Source organism: Pseudomonas sp. ICMP22404, from assembly GCF_006227205.1.
Lineage (GTDB): Bacteria > Pseudomonadota > Gammaproteobacteria > Pseudomonadales > Pseudomonadaceae > Aquipseudomonas.
The window spans coordinates 112,530-127,100 of sequence record NZ_VCNG01000004.1 but is presented as its reverse complement, the minus strand read 5'-3'; the positions used below and the strand labels follow the sequence as shown (position 1 = coordinate 127,100).

Genomic DNA, 14,571 nt, shown 5'->3' with positions numbered 1-14,571 from the left:
TATCTAAGAAAGTCCCATGCCCTGGGAATGGTAAACGTCTAATGGCAATATATCTAAAGTGTAAGGCAAGTCATGAGGGCTCTTGCCTTACCAAGCGCCTGAAAGATCCTGACAGACAGTGATAAAACTGAAAGTTATGTGTCTTTATGTAAGACGTCCTTGAGGATGTTATATATTCTCGATGTGCGCTCTGGAGTTGATTCGCAGTTTATATGGAAAGACGTATCATAAAAGCTTGTTTTTGGAAAGAAGAAGTCTTCTGGCGTACCCACGGCTGGTATTCCCGCTTTTCTGATTTGGTCCATGATACTTCCCAGCGCTAGGTGGTACCACTGCTGCACAGAGCGCTCGTCCTCAACTGTAACACTCGGCATGATATAGAAATTCACACCTTTATCGTTGAGTCTCTGGGCGGTTTGTTTCAAAAGCTTCAAGACTTGAGGGTTTACTTTAGGTTCCAGGGCGACTGGAACGCTGGCTATTGTAGCGCCAGGCTGGTTACCACATGCTCCTTGCATATCCCCATACTCGTTCATGTTCAAGAATGTGTATGAAAACGGTTGCGGGACGGTCCAGTCTATTTTAGCGTGTTGATCTTTAACTTCTTGGGCTGTGAGCGCCCTGCGGTTTGGAAATTCTTGCAGTATGGCGACTCTGCGAAATTTTGCATCCACATTCACGGAAAGCGTTTTGACATCTATTGCCGAAATATATTTCAATTTTGTTTTTAAAGGAAGGCCATAAAAATAATCGCTGTACCATGCAACCATTTCTCTCAGAATCCAATCCTTGGGGACTCTGTAATCATTGAAGTAATATATCCACACAGGTGCCAGGACGACAGTATCACCTGCGCGAGAATTTTTGATGGCTGATTCCGTGATGGCGTCTAATGGAAGGTTTCCATGCAATGCTAAGTTGGCAACAGGGACGCCGAGCTTTTCTGACAGGGTTTTGCTATTTACTCCGAAGACCGTGCTTGAATCTCCAAACAGCAACAGGCGTTTACCTTCGGTGTTGTTTCCTACAAGCTCTTTATAAGTTATCCAGTTGGCGGCGTCATAACCCGATGCGATTGGTGCTCCGAACTGGTAAAAGAAAAGTGCAATATAAGCCAGTACGCAAACGGCTAGGCTCAAGGCTGCTGTCAAGACGAATTTTCTATACAAGTTCATAGTCAAAATTGAAAATACAGAAAAGGGCTGATAGTGTTGTTTCCAAATGTGGAAAGCAGGCTGGTCACCACAATTGCCACGCAGGTCATCGCCGCAGCTACGCATACTGTGGAGCTTATCCTCTGACCTTCTTGATCGTTAACGGCAACTCGATTTTCTAACAGATCAATGACCTCATAGATATTAGGTAGCGCCCAAATGATAAACATCGACACAAGAAAATAGCTTGCATAGGTGATAAAGCTGAGATTTTTGAAAATAGAATCCCAGGAGACAGCTTGTTCAGAACCTAGCATCGCATGAGCTATCGCGATGGCAGAATGGATGTTTTCTGCGCGAAAGAAAACCCAGGCAAAAATGACTGCGGCGAATGTCATTACCACGCAAATCGCATTGGTTGCGAATCGAGGAATCAACCCCGATAAGTATGAACGAGGCAGTTTTTGGAAGATATGGTTAGCACATAGGTATGCGCCATGGAGCCCTCCCCAAATGATAAAAGTCCAACTCGCACCGTGCCATAGACCACCGAGTAGCATAGTAAGCGACAAATTCACGAGGCGACGAATTTCACCTTTACGGTTTCCACCTAATGGGATGTAAAGGTAGTCTCTCAAAAATTGAGATAGCGTCATATGCCAGCGTCGCCAGAACTCAATGATGCTCTTGGCTTTGTATGGCGAGTTAAAGTTTACAGGTAAGCGTATTCCGAAAAGCAAGGAGAGCCCCACAGCCATGTCGGAGTAGCCAGAGAAGTCGAAATAAATTTGCAGGGTGTATGCCATTGCGCCTGCCCACGCGACCATTGTTCCGATTGCCTGTCCAGTAGCCGCTGCGTGGAATAGTGGATCCGCATAGGTGCTGATCGGGTCTGCAAGTAAAAGTTTTTTTCCAAGGCCTACGGCGAATAAGGCGATCCCTATTGCTATGTTTCTTGAGTTGGGTTTGTAAATTGCCGGGTCTTTGAACTGGGGCATCATTTGTCCGTGATGCAGAATCGGACCGGCTATCAAGTGGGGGAACCAAGTTACAAACAGTATGTAGTGCGAAAAGTTGTATTCTTTCGCTTTGCCTTTCCATGTATCTACTAAAAAAGCAATTTGTGTAAATGTGAAAAACGAAATGCCTAACGGCAGAATCAAGCTCAGGGAGGGGATGTGGGCACCTGTGAGTCTGCTGATTTCTCCAAGGAAAAAGTTTGTGTACTTGTAGTAGCAAAGCAAGGCCAGGTTACTGACTATTCCCACGTATAAGGCTGTTTTGGCTACGTGTATGTTTGCTTCCTGATTTTTGCAGATCAGATACCCAATGCAGTAGTTAAACAGGATGGAAGATAGCAAGAGAGCGATATAGGTCGTGCTCCACCATCCGTAGAAAAACAAAGATGCCGCTGCCAACCATATCGCCGCAGCTTCTCGCCCCCAGAAACGTGCGAGCAGAAAAAAACCCAGAAATGCAACCGGTAGGAACGCGAATATGAATTCGAACGAAGTGAAAAGCATGACGCACGCTGTCCTGAATCTTGAGACGCGAAGTTTACGTCACTTGTATGGGCCAAGACAGATAGACGGCTGACCTTTTTGGAGAGTTACCATAATGTCTATAACTGCTGCCATAAACCCCTTCAAGCATAGGGTGCTAGGGCTCAGGTGTTTGAATCACTCCGTCCCGACCACCCTCAGACGGCCTAATCAACGAGAAACGCCACGATGTCACTGACTGTGCTGCGTGCTGTTCGTGTCACGCCGATCAGTGTGGCGGAGGCCGAACCTGTCCATTCGCCGTAGCCGACCAGCCATAGCCTTGACTCTCTGGTCGAGTGGGTGCCTTCGACTTCAACGCGGCCTTCGTTGTTGACCACTCCCAGTGAATCCAGGTGCTGTAAGGCCGGCCTGAATCCGGTGCACCAAATCACCGCGTCTACCGCAGATTCAGAACCATCGGCCCAGATAACTCCGTTGCGAGTGAAGCTTTTGAAAGGTCGTATCGACTTGAGGACGTTGCGCTCTCGGGCCTCAACAACTGGCGCAACCATGACAATATCGCCTAGCCCACCCACTGGCTGCTCAATGAGACGCCCCTCCAGTTGGGCTTTCCAACGCTCGGTTGCTCGCTCGAACAGGACCCGTCCATCCACATCGTCAGGCAGGAATATTGGTTCAACGGGAGTGACCCATGTGGTCTCGGCGACTTTTGAGACTTCGGCCAGAATCTGTGCCCCTGAATTACCGCCTCCTACCACCAACACCTTCTTGCCCGCGAATGCTTGTGCTTCGACATAGTGGGCGGAATGCAACTGCCGACCGGCGAATAGCTCGGCATTGGGGTAGTGGGGAACGTAAGGATTGCTCCAGGTGCCTGTAGCGCTGACAACAACCTTGGTATCCCAATGCTTGTCGTCAGAATGTACCCGCAGGCCAGTTTCCGTTCGCTCAACAGAAGTGACCCGAACAGGACGCTTCACCGGGAAATGGTAGCGCTGTTCGTATTGGGTGAGGTATTCGATCACATGATTTCGTGAAGGGTAGCCATCTTGCGTGGGGGGCATCATCCAGCCAGGTATCGAACTCCAGGTGGCAGGCGAGAATAGACGCAACGAGTTCCAGCCATGCCGCCAGGCACCTCCCGGTTCATTCTCTGCGTCGAGGATGATGAACGAAAGAGGTGTGCGGCGCAGAAAATACGCTGTAGCCAGGGCTGATTGCCCCCCGCCGATAATGACCACGTCTGGTTGAGCACTGAGCGAATCAATCATCGGGCGAACCTCTCAGAGCACATTGAGAGGGATTTTCAGGTAACAAGTGCCATTGCTTTCAGGTGGAGGCAGATGACCTGCTCGCATGTTCACTTGCACGGATGGCAGGATAAGTGTCGGCATGCCCAACGTAGCGTCCCGCGCTTGGCGCATAGCTACGAAATCCGCTTCTCCCGTGCCCTCATGCACATGAATATTGTGGGCACGTTGCTCAGCAATGGTGGTTTCATTGCGGTAGTCATCTCGACCCGGGGCCTTGTAGTCGTGGCACATGAACAAACGGGTATCGTCGGGCAACTTGAACAACTTTTGAATGGACTGGAAGAGTTTTCGCGCATCGCCGCCGGGAAAGTCGCATCGGGCCGTGCCGTAATCAGGCATGAACAGTGTATCGCCGACAAAGCCAGCATCTCCGATTAGATAGGTCATGCAGGCCGGTGTATGTCCCGGCGTATGGATGGCGTGCGCTTCGATTCCTCCGACCCAAAAGCGCTCACCGTCTTTCAGCAGCCGGTCGAATTGACGACCATCGGTGGCAAACTCGCTGCCGACGTTGAACAACTTACCAAAAGTATTCTGAATCACGCTGACCTGATCGCCGATGGCCAGTTGGCCGCCCAACTCGCGCTTTAGATACTGAGCCGCGGATAGATGGTCGGCATGTACATGGGTCTCCAGTAACCAATCCACCGTAAGCGTCTGCTTGCGCACATAGGTAATTAAACGTTCCGCGCTTTTGCAGGAGGTGCGACCTGATGCGGGGGCGTAATCGAGCACAGAGTCGATAATGGCGCAGCGGCCTGTAGTTGGGTCACTGACAACATAGCTGTAGGTATATGTAGCGGAGTCAAAAAAAGCTTCTACATGGGGTTTCATGATGGAATTCTCTTTTCGATACACGAGTGCAGTGCTGATCTGCCTACGGTTTGTAAGGAACCGTGATCAGCGCTGCGTACCTGATGTGCAACGGTTTTCGTTCAGCGACGGTTACAGGTTTTGATGCCTAGCAACGCGTAGAGGGGGCAGAAACGGAAAATGCCGGTTGCCAGCGGCACTAAACCTATCCAGCCCCATACGCCGATCACACCGGACAGACTGAGGCCAATGAGAAGCAGACCGACGACGATACGCAGGCTACGGTCAATGGTTCCGATGTTTGCTTTCATGGCGATCTCCCGATCAATGGCTGCGCCGGGTCTCCAGCGCGGTAAACAACAACATGCCGGCCAGCATGGCCAACATGAATACGATTATCTGCCAGCGTCCAGTCAGCAGAATTGCGACTGCGGGGCCAGGGCAGATGCCCGCTATTCCCCAGCCAATGCCGAACAACAGGCTCCCGCCAATCAAGCGCCGGTCCAATTCACGTTTGATCGGTAGCTGCATGGGCCTTCCCAGCAGCGAACTGGTGTGTTGTCGCGCCCAGGTTAGCGGGCCAACGGCTGTGCCAATGGCCCCGATCATGACCAACGCCAAGGACGGATCCCAGGCACCTGCCAGATCCAGGAAAGCGAGTACTTTGCTCGGGTTGGCCATGCCTGCCAGAAGCAGACCCAAGCCGAACAGCAGGCCAGCAATGAATGCGGTCAGTTTGATCATGTCCACCCCTCCAGCAGATGACGCAGGACAAACACTGTGGCGAAACCACTGAACATGAAACAAACAGTGGCGACCATCGATCGCGGCGAAAGGCGCGATAGGCCGCATACCCCATGGCCACTGGTGCAACCTGACCCGTATCGTGTGCCAATGCCCACCAATACACCGGCGACGGCCAGTCCGAACCAGCCACTTTTGAACTCGATCTGTGGCAGCGTGGCGAACAAGCTCCAGATAAGCGGCGCGATGAGCAGGCCCAGGAGAAAAAGAGCTTTCTCACTCACCCCCTCGCTCCCGCGCTGCAAAAGGCTGCCGATCAGACCGCTGATGCCTGCGATACGTCCATTGGCAACGACAAATAGACTGGCGGCCAGGCCAATCAATGCGCCTCCGGCAAGGGACGACCAGGGTGTGAAGTTGAGCCAGTCGACATTCATGAGGATTCTCCGGCGCGAAACTGTTGATAGAGGTTCTGGATGACAACCAATGCTGCGGGGCTCCGGATGCGATAGAACACCTGCTTTGCGTGACGGCGGCTTATGCACATGACTAAATCGCCTTCACCAGCAACGCCACCGCAACTACCACGGAAACTACGGCGAAGCCTTTCTGTAAGTATGGACCCGCTAGCCGGGCCGCGATCAGGCGTCCGCACACCATTCCAGCCAATGCTCCGATGGAAAACGGAATGGCCACTGCCCACTGCAGGTGGCCGGCTGCCGAGCTTGCGGCAACACCGGAAATCGAAACCAGCGCGATCACGGCCAGAGACGTTGCGAGCACTGACTGCGGGGTCAAATTGGTATATCGCTGGAGCGCCGGCACCATCACAAAGCCTCCGCCCACGCCGAGCAATCCAGACAGTCCCCCCGCGACAATGCCGGAGACGGTGAGTGCCCATGCACACGGACCGGTCCAGTTGAGCTTTCCTCGGTTGACGTCCAACAGACAAGGTGGTGGTTTGGATGTGACGAAGGGCTTCGACTCAGTGGAGGGCGCGAGGGATCGTCGATAGACCCGAAACGCAACGTACATCAGCACGAAGGCAAACATGATCGTCAATGGGCGATTGGGTGTGCGCTGCGCCAGCCAAAGACCAAGGGGAGAACAGACGATCCCCGCGCCTGCCACCAACAGCGCCGCTTTATAGCGGACGGTGCCGTTCTTGAGTCCCATCACGGCACCCAGGGTCGCAGCTAAACCGACAGCCAGTAAGCCAATGGGGCCCGCCTCGGCCATGCTCAACCCGACGCCGAACACCAGTAGTGGAACGGCCAGTATTCCTCCGCCAGCGCCGGTCAGCGCCAGAATGATTCCTACGGTAAGCCCCAGCAGCAAGACCACGATCATCCCAGTCTCCTTGCCTTCAGTCCTGATTTCATAAATCAGCCATCTCAGGTTTCGCCATCCACTCATGGCCCTTGAGCATTCCCTTCCAATACAGCGGTGGAAGAATCCGCTCTTTGAGCAGCCATGCCAGCCTCGATGGCCGGGTACCGTCAATCAGCCAGGATGGAAAACTGGGGGCAACCTTGCCGCCATAGGTGAATTCAGCCAGTACGATCTTGCCGCGTTCAACCGTCAGCGGGCAGGAGCCGTACCCGTCGTAATGGGCGCTGCCTTTCGCTTTCCCCATTGCTGCCAACACATTATGGGCAACGACTGGTGCCTGTTTACGTGCTGCTGCCGCGGTTTTCGCGTTGCTGGAGTTGGTGGCGTCTCCCAGTGCGTGAATATTTGCCCAGGTTTTATGACGCAGAGTGGCAGCGTCGACATCAATCCAGCCAGCCGCGTCTGCGAGAGGGCTGATCCGAACGAAATCCGGCGCAATCTGTGGTGGCACCACATGCAGGAGATCAAAGTCGCGCGTAACAAGATGGGCGCTGCCATCCGGATTGACACAGTTGAACGTTGCAGTCCGTGCGGGTCCATTTACGCTGGTGAGGGTGTTGCCGAAGTTCAGGTCGATGCCATAGGCCGCGACGTATTCCATCAATGCAGGCACATAGTCGGGAACGCCGAACAGCACCGCGCCGGCGCTGCAAAACTCGATCTCGATGTTATCCAATACACCGGTACGCTTCCAATGATCGGCAGACAGGTACATGGCTTTTTGCGGCGCCCCGGCACATTTGATTGGCATGGGCGGTTGCGTGAAGATGGCTCGTCCACCATTCAGTTGCTGCACGAGTTCCCACGTATAAGGCGCAAGGTGATACAGGTAGTTTGAAGTCACGCCGTTGCGACCCAGGGTGTCCGACAACCCCTCGATTGCATGCCAATTGAGCTTCAGGCCAGGGCAGACGATCAGTTGCTCATATTTGACGACTCTGCATCCATCAAGAATGACGGCATTTCTTTCGGGTTCAAAAGCGGCGACCGCCGACTTGATCCAATGCACACCGCGGGGGATGGTCGTACCCATCGTGCGGGCAGTTTGGGGCGCATCGAAGACGCCACAGCCGACAAGTGTCCAGCCAGGCTGATAGTAGTGCACATCTGCCGGGTCGATGATGGCAACGTCGAGTCCTGGGGCACGTGCCAGCAAGCTGGATGCCGCCGCAATACCTGCCGCACCGCCCCCGATGATGACCACAGTGTGCTGCGCCTCAGCGACTTCGACCGGCGTGCGCCCCTGATTCACAATACGGCGGATGACGCCTTTCATATCGAACCCGGCTTTTTTGGCGGTCTCGACGATGTGGGGCAGGGATTGTTGCCCCGCTTGTGACAGCGCCCACATCGTTGTCGAGCGCATACCGGAACGGCAATAGGCCAACACCGGTTTTGGCAGTGCTTCAAGGAGCTTGCCGAAGGCGATAGCTTGCTCGTCGGTGACTTTGCCTGATTCCGCGGGAAGGTAGTGCGCCTCGAGGCCAAGGGCTTGGGCGGCTCGTTTGATTTCGGCAAATAGGGGTTGGTCGCCTCCTTCGCCATCGGGACGGTTACACACGATGGCGCGAAAACCGGCGTCTTTCAGTTCTGCCAATTGATTGGGAAAAATCTGTTCTGATACCGACAGTCCAGGTGCAAGGCAACGAATGTCCATAAGGGTCTCCGTCAAGGGTATTTTTCTTCTGATTTTTTAGGGGGAGGGGCAACGTCAGGCGGCGTTGAGCGGGATTTTCAGGTAGCGCGTCCCGTTCGCCTCAGGCTCAGGCAAGTGCCCGGCGCGCATGTTGACCTGAACGGATGGCAGGATCAGTGTTGGCATGTCCATCGACGCATCACGCTTGGTGCGCATCGCCACGAACTCCTCCTCACTGATGCCATTACGCACATGGACGTTGTGGGCGCGCTGGTCGGCAACGGTACTGACGAACTGCACTTCGCGACCACCAGGCTGGTAGTCGTGGCACATGTACAACAAGGTGTTGGCCGGCAGACTCAGCACCTTGTTGATTGAATGGAATAACGTACGCGCGTTGCCCCCGGGAAAGTCACAGCGTGCAGTACCGTAGTCCGGCATAAACAGGGTATCGCCGACGAATGCGGCCGTTTCGGTCCCATCGCTGATCAAATAAGTCATGCAGGCTGGTGTATGGCCCGGTGTATGGAGCGCATGGCATTGCAGCGTGCCAATGGCAAACGGTTCGTCATCAACGAATAGGTGATCGAACTGGCTTCCGTCGCGGGCCATGCCGCGACCGGTATTGAACAGCGTGCCGAACACTTCCTGCACCGTCGAAATCTGGCTACCGATTCCTATTTTTCCACCGAGCTTTTCCTTCAGGTATGGCGCGGCCGTCAGGTGGTCCGCATGGACGTGGGTCTCAAGGATCCAGTCGACCCTCGCATTGAGTTCGTTCACTCTCGCAATCAATTTGTCGGCAGACGTTGTGGCGGTATGGCCGGACTTGGGATCGTAATCAAGTACGCTGTCGATCACCGCGCAGTGGTGGGTGGTCTCATCCAATACCAGATAGCTGACGGTATGGGTGGCAGAATCGAAGAATCCTTCGACGTGAAGTTTTATGCTCATGATCTGTCTCCTTAGGGGGCTTTTACCAAGCCGCTCACACTAAGGACTGACACAGCAATATATCTGCCAGGCAGGGTTTTCTTGTAGGTTTTGATTTATCTACATGATTTTATTGATTTTTATTTTGATTGGGATGGTTTGATTCTTTCCATTTTTACGTGGATTTACTGCCATTGGCAGTCCGTGTTGACAGAGGTGGCAGTGCCACTACAGGATGGGGTGACTCTCTGGAGCCACGATGAAAACTATCCTGCCCACACCAACCCAATCGCTGCCGCACTCGGAACAAGTGCAGTCACTGGTTTCGTTCCTTGAGCACGAACCCCAGCCAATGATCGTGCTCGATCCGGACTACAACATCCTGGCTGCCAACACGGCCTATCAACGGCAGTTTGGCAGCGCTGACAAACCCTTTATCGGTCATAAGTGTTATCAAATCTCACACCATTACGACGTACCTTGTGATCAGGCGGGTGAGAATTGCCCGATGAAGAAAGCGCAGGAAATGCGCGGACCGGATCGTGTCCTGCACATTCACCATACGCCTCGCGGGCCTGAGCATGTCGACGTCGAGTTGCGTCCGATTCTGGATGAGCACGGTGTTATTACTGCCTACGTGGAGCGTCTCACCCTGGTCCGCAGTGCCTATGCACGACCCAGCAATGAGGGGCTTGTCGGCTGCTCACCCGCCTTCAACCGTGCCCTGTCGGAGCTGCAGCGGGTGGCACCATCAATGCTGCCAGTGCTGTTGCTGGGCGAATCCGGTACGGGCAAAGAGCTGTTTGCCCGCGCCGTACATGAAACCAGCGAGCGGGCCACTGGACCCTTTGTCGTCGTTGATTGCTCTGGATTGACCGAAACGTTATTCGAGAGCGAACTGTTCGGCCATGAAAAAGGAGCATTCACCGGTGCCACCACGCGTAAGCCTGGCCTGGTTGAAACTGCCCAAGGCGGCACATTGTTCCTCGATGAAATTGGCGATGTTCCACTGGCGATGCAAGTGAAGTTGTTGCGCCTGATCGAGTCGGGCACTTATCGCCGTGTCGGGAGTGTCGAAACCCTTCATGCCAACTTCAGGTTAATTGCTGCGACCCACAAACCACTGGAAATGATGATGGAGAAGGGGGAGTTCAGACAGGACCTGTACTACCGCATCAGCGCCTTTCCAATTCAACTACCGCCCTTGCGTAACCGAGTGGAAGACATTGGTCTGCTTGTAAATTCATTTCTGCAACGTGCCGGTACAGGCAAGCGCCGACTGACGATAGATGAAGATGCTTTGATGCAATTGCAGCGGTACGCCTGGCCCGGCAATATTCGTGAATTACGCAACGTTCTGGAAAGAGCCAGTCTGTTTGCTGACGATGGGGTGATCCGCTCCGTACATTTGCCCTCGGTATCCGTGGCGGCGTCTGCTCAGTCCGCTCCTTCAACTGCTCTCGACGGCAACTCGTTGACACAGGAACTGGCAACTTTCAAAGGTACTCGCAGTGAGCTGGCCAGGCACCTGGGTATTAGCGAACGGACGTTGTACCGACGATTGAAAGAGCAAGGTCTGGCCTAGTAACGAGTGTTCAAGCTCAAGACTGCCAATGACTGCCAGCCCTGGCAGATTGGCAGTGCACTAGCCCTGCCGAGGCATCTCGCGTATCACCGGTCTAGTGATTAACTGACTGTTTTAAAAAGATAAAATCCAACCCCTTGCCCTTGGCATGCCCTGTGCTATCTGCATAGTCATGACCATTTCCGATAAACGACTGCGACGCCATCTGCTCACGGCAGTAGTGATCAAACTACTGGTGCTGACAGTGTTGTGGTGGCTGTTCATCCGGGATTCGCGCGTTAGCGTCGACTCGAACACTATCGGCGACAGGTTCGGCGTACCCACCACGACTCAAGGGGCAAGCAAGTGATTTCAGAACACCTGGTGGATTTGTCTCGGCTGCAGTTTGCAGCCACCGCGCTTTACCATTTTCTTTTTGTACCGCTCACCGTTGGCATGGTTTGGCTGCTGGTCATCATGGAAAGTGTCTATGTGATGACCGGTAATGTCATCTGGAAAGACATGACGCGTTTCTGGGGCAAGCTGTTCGGTATCAACTTTGCCTTGGGGGTGACCACGGGCATCACTCTGGAATTTCAGTTCGGTACTAACTGGGCGTACTACTCGCATTACGTCGGCGATATTTTCGGAGCCCCGCTGGCAATCGAAGGCTTGATGGCGTTCTTTCTTGAGTCGACCATGATCGGCCTGTTCTTCTTTGGTTGGGATCGTCTGAAGAAAGAGCACCATTTACTGGTCACGTTGCTGATGGCGATTGGCACAAACCTTTCAGCGTTGTGGATTTTGATCGCCAATGGATGGATGCAGAACCCGGTGGGTTCAGAATTCAGTTACATCACCATGCGCATGGAGGTGGTTGATTTCTGGGCGGTGGTTTTCAATCCAGTGGCGCAGGCCAAGTTCGTACACACCGTTTCAGCCGGTTACGTCACCGGCTCGATGTTCGTGCTGTCGATTTCCAGTTGGTATTTGCTCAAGAATCGTGATGTCGAGTTTGCCAAACGCAGCTTCCGGGTGGCGGCAGCCTTTGGCCTGGCATCGGTGCTGAGTGTGATCGTACTGGGTGATGAGTCTGGTTACACGGTGGGTGAGGCACAGCAAACAAAAATGGCTGCCATGGAGGCCATGTGGGAAACCAAGCCTGCACCGGCAGGCCTGACGTTGGTGGCCAGTATCAATGAAGCCGAGTCCAAAAATAACTGGGAAGTCGAAGTGCCTTGGTTGATGGGACTCATTGGCACACGATCAGTCAGCAAGCAGATTCCAGGCATTCACGAGATTAAAGAAAAGAACCGCGCTCGAATTCTGCGAGGCATTACCGCCGTCAATGCTCTTGAAGCCGTCAGGGCCAATCGCACCGATTCAGCAGCGCTCAATACATTCGAGAAATACCAGGCCGATCTGGGCTTCGGCCTGTTGCTCAATAAGTATGTCGAGGACGTCAACCAGGCCACGCCGGCCATTATCGAAAAGGCTGTAAACGATACGGTGCCGCGCGTGACGCCGATGTTCTGGGCGTTCAGGATCATGGTATGTCTCGGTTTTGCCATGCTTATGCTCTTCGGACTGGCCTTCTGGAGCACCCTGAAATCGACCTGTACGCGCCGCCGCTGGTTACTGCGTTGGGCGCTCTGCATGCTGCCTGCGCCATGGATTGCCTGTGAGCTTGGCTGGTTCGTCGCTGAATACGGCCGCCAGCCTTGGACCATCTACGGCGTGCTGCCAACCCACATGAGCGTATCCACGCTCAGCGTCAACAACCTCTATGGCTCGCTGGCGGGATTCATCGTTTTCTACACCGTGTTGCTAGTGGTTGAAGTGTTCCTGATGGTCAAGTTTGCCCGTCAAGGTCCAGGCAGCCTGGGTACCGGTCGTTACGTTCACGATGCCCATTTGAAGGAACTCATCCATGCTTGATTACTTCACGCTGAAAATTATCTGGTGGGCGCTGGTCGGTGTGCTGCTGATCGGCTTCGCCATCATGGATGGCCACGATATGGGGGTTGGCACCTTGTTGCCTTTTGTTGGCCGCAATGACATGGAGCGTCGCGTCATCATCAACACCGTCGGTCCGCATTGGGACGGCAACCAGGTATGGTTCATCACTGCGGGCGGCGCATTGTTCGCGGCATGGCCTGTGGTGTATGCCACAGCGTTCAGCGGTTTCTATTGGGCGATGATTCTGGTCCTCTGGGCGTTGTTCTTCCGCCCCGTGGGTTTTGACTATCGCAGCAAGATCCACAACTCCACCTGGCGTAGCACCTGGGATTGGGGACTCTTCGTGGGAGGGGCCGTGCCACCCTTGGTGTTCGGGATTGCGTTTGGAAACCTGCTGCAAGGTGTACCTTTCCACTTCGACAATTTTCTGGTGTCGACGTATACCGGCAATTTCTGGCAACTGCTCAATCCCTTCGCATTGCTTACCGGCGTTGTGAGCAGCGCAATGATTACCCTGCAAGGTGGTGCTTATCTGGCACATCGCACTGAGGGCGCTATCCAGGCAAGGGCAATCAAAGGCGCGGTGGGTGCAGCGGTCGTGCTGGTGTGTACCTTTATAGCTGCCGGCATCTGGCTGCAATGGATTGATGGCTATCGCATCACGTCGGTGGTCGATACGGCGGGATTACCTGACATTCTCGGCAAATCCGTGGTACGCGAAGCTGGAGCCTGGATGGCCAACTATGGCCATTATCCTTTGCTGTGGTTACTGCCCGCGCTGGGGTTGAGTGGCGCAGCAGGTGCCGCTTTGTTGTTGAGGGGGCGGCATACACTTTCAGCGTTTATCGCATCATCGCTCGCGGTCATCGGTGTTATCAGCACGGCGGGTATATCGATGTTTCCGTTTGTTATGCCGTCATCCACGATGCCTGCAGCGAGTCTTACGGTGTGGGACAGCGTCTCCAGTCACTTGAGCCTGACCATCATGTTCTGGGCCACGCTGATCTTCATGCCACTGATTGTGCTTTATACCTCTTGGGCTTACCGCGTCATGCGGGGCAAGGTAACCATCGCGCAGATCAAAGCCAACGAACATTCGGCCTATTAATGCCGGCAAAGGAGTCATGAACATGTGGTACTTCGCCTGGATGCTGGGTGTCGGTTTTGCGTTGCTACTGGCTATTCTCAATGCGATGTGGGGTGAGAACGAAGTCGGCCGAGCCTCGAGTGACAACGAGGAGGCACGGCCATGATGCCGCGTGTCGCTGACCCACAACCGATCTCACAGATTCGTTTGCCGAGTCTGGTTATCGCTATAGCAATCATGCTTGCATGTACGCTCTATCCTCCCATGATGGCTGCTCCCGACGGCAGACCGGACCATGCTCTGGCGACTGCATTGTTCGCAGCCATGAGTGTGGCTTTTGTGAGAGGTGTGGGATTTGTTCCGCGGATGCTCGTGTGGCGTTGGCTTTTCTCACGCTGGATCTGTTTGGCAATGCTGGCGGTTGCTGGCTGGGTAAAGTTTCATTGAGCGTTGGCGACAAGAGAACGTACG

16 protein-coding genes are annotated in these 14,571 nt (G+C 54.0%); 6 read left to right on the top strand and 10 right to left on the bottom strand.

The genetic code is table 11. The features are described 5' to 3' along the window. Nucleotides 1-134: 134 nt before the first annotated feature. The 10 genes from FGE05_RS08835 to FGE05_RS08785 all read right to left on the bottom strand — a co-directional run bounded on the left by FGE05_RS08835 (nucleotide 135) and on the right by FGE05_RS08785 (nucleotide 9,511). Nucleotides 135-1,151 (bottom strand): hypothetical protein, encoded by a 1,017-nt coding sequence (locus FGE05_RS08835; RefSeq protein WP_139643960.1) that lies wholly within the window; start codon nucleotides 1,149-1,151, stop codon nucleotides 135-137. 26 nt (nucleotides 1,152-1,177) lie between these two features. Continuing rightward, the gene (locus tag FGE05_RS08830; RefSeq protein ID WP_139643957.1) at nucleotides 1,178-2,677 is read right to left on the bottom strand and encodes an MBOAT family protein; all 1,500 of its coding nucleotides are present in this window, start codon (nucleotides 2,675-2,677) and stop codon (nucleotides 1,178-1,180) included. Nucleotides 2,678-2,862: 185 nt separating this feature from the next. After that, nucleotides 2,863-3,930, bottom strand: a complete 1,068-nt coding sequence (locus FGE05_RS08825; protein WP_139643954.1) for an ArsO family NAD(P)H-dependent flavin-containing monooxygenase — start codon at nucleotides 3,928-3,930, stop codon at nucleotides 2,863-2,865. Nucleotides 3,931-3,942: 12 nt separating this feature from the next. Continuing rightward, complete coding sequence (locus FGE05_RS08820; RefSeq protein WP_139643952.1) at nucleotides 3,943-4,806, bottom strand: MBL fold metallo-hydrolase; 864 nt, start codon at nucleotides 4,804-4,806, stop codon at nucleotides 3,943-3,945. 101 nt (nucleotides 4,807-4,907) lie between these two features. Continuing rightward, a complete protein-coding gene (locus FGE05_RS08815) occupies nucleotides 4,908-5,096 on the bottom strand; it encodes a DUF2892 domain-containing protein (protein ID WP_139643950.1) in 189 nt (62 codons plus the stop codon). 13 nt (nucleotides 5,097-5,109) lie between these two features. Further along, on the bottom strand, nucleotides 5,110-5,529 hold the full coding sequence (locus FGE05_RS08810; RefSeq protein WP_139643948.1) for a DUF6691 family protein: 420 nt from the start codon (nucleotides 5,527-5,529) through the stop codon (nucleotides 5,110-5,112). Then, nucleotides 5,526-5,966 carry a YeeE/YedE family protein gene (locus tag FGE05_RS08805; protein WP_139643945.1) on the bottom strand — a complete coding sequence of 147 codons (441 nt, stop codon included), beginning with the start codon at nucleotides 5,964-5,966 and terminating at the stop codon, nucleotides 5,526-5,528. Before FGE05_RS08805 ends, FGE05_RS08810 begins: the two co-directional genes overlap by 4 nt. Nucleotides 5,967-6,078: 112 nt before the next feature. Continuing rightward, entirely contained in the window at nucleotides 6,079-6,879 is an 801-nt protein-coding gene (locus FGE05_RS08795; protein WP_139643942.1) for a sulfite exporter TauE/SafE family protein, read from the bottom strand. A gap of 28 nt (nucleotides 6,880-6,907) precedes the next feature. Continuing rightward, the gene (locus FGE05_RS08790) at nucleotides 6,908-8,578 is read right to left on the bottom strand and encodes a bifunctional protein tyrosine phosphatase family protein/NAD(P)/FAD-dependent oxidoreductase (RefSeq protein WP_139643939.1); all 1,671 of its coding nucleotides are present in this window, start codon (nucleotides 8,576-8,578) and stop codon (nucleotides 6,908-6,910) included. Between the two features lie 54 nt (nucleotides 8,579-8,632). Further along, on the bottom strand, nucleotides 8,633-9,511 hold the full coding sequence (locus tag FGE05_RS08785) for an MBL fold metallo-hydrolase (protein WP_139643935.1): 879 nt from the start codon (nucleotides 9,509-9,511) through the stop codon (nucleotides 8,633-8,635). A gap of 238 nt (nucleotides 9,512-9,749) precedes the next feature. Between FGE05_RS08785 and FGE05_RS08780 the strand changes: the two genes are divergently transcribed. The 6 genes from FGE05_RS08780 (at nucleotide 9,750) to FGE05_RS08760 (ending at nucleotide 14,547) form a co-directional block, all read left to right on the top strand. Next, entirely contained in the window at nucleotides 9,750-11,075 is a 1,326-nt protein-coding gene (locus FGE05_RS08780; RefSeq protein ID WP_139643933.1) for a sigma-54-dependent Fis family transcriptional regulator, read from the top strand. 148 nt (nucleotides 11,076-11,223) lie between these two features. After that, on the top strand, nucleotides 11,224-11,424 hold the full coding sequence (gene cydP, locus FGE05_RS30340) for a cytochrome oxidase putative small subunit CydP (RefSeq protein WP_373682445.1): 201 nt from the start codon (nucleotides 11,224-11,226) through the stop codon (nucleotides 11,422-11,424). Further along, nucleotides 11,421-12,992, top strand: a complete 1,572-nt coding sequence (locus FGE05_RS08775) for a cytochrome ubiquinol oxidase subunit I (protein ID WP_139643930.1) — start codon at nucleotides 11,421-11,423, stop codon at nucleotides 12,990-12,992. The genes cydP and FGE05_RS08775 overlap by 4 nt, the downstream gene beginning before the upstream one ends. After that, entirely contained in the window at nucleotides 12,985-14,121 is a 1,137-nt protein-coding gene (gene cydB / locus FGE05_RS08770; protein WP_139643927.1) for a cytochrome d ubiquinol oxidase subunit II, read from the top strand. Before FGE05_RS08775 ends, cydB begins: the two co-directional genes overlap by 8 nt. 22 nt (nucleotides 14,122-14,143) lie before the next feature. After that, on the top strand, nucleotides 14,144-14,266 hold the full coding sequence (gene cydX, locus FGE05_RS08765) for a cytochrome bd-I oxidase subunit CydX (RefSeq protein WP_139643924.1): 123 nt from the start codon (nucleotides 14,144-14,146) through the stop codon (nucleotides 14,264-14,266). After that, nucleotides 14,263-14,547 (top strand): cyd operon YbgE family protein, encoded by a 285-nt coding sequence (locus FGE05_RS08760; protein ID WP_139643920.1) that lies wholly within the window; start codon nucleotides 14,263-14,265, stop codon nucleotides 14,545-14,547. Before cydX ends, FGE05_RS08760 begins: the two co-directional genes overlap by 4 nt. Nucleotides 14,548-14,571: the final 24 nt, after the last annotated feature.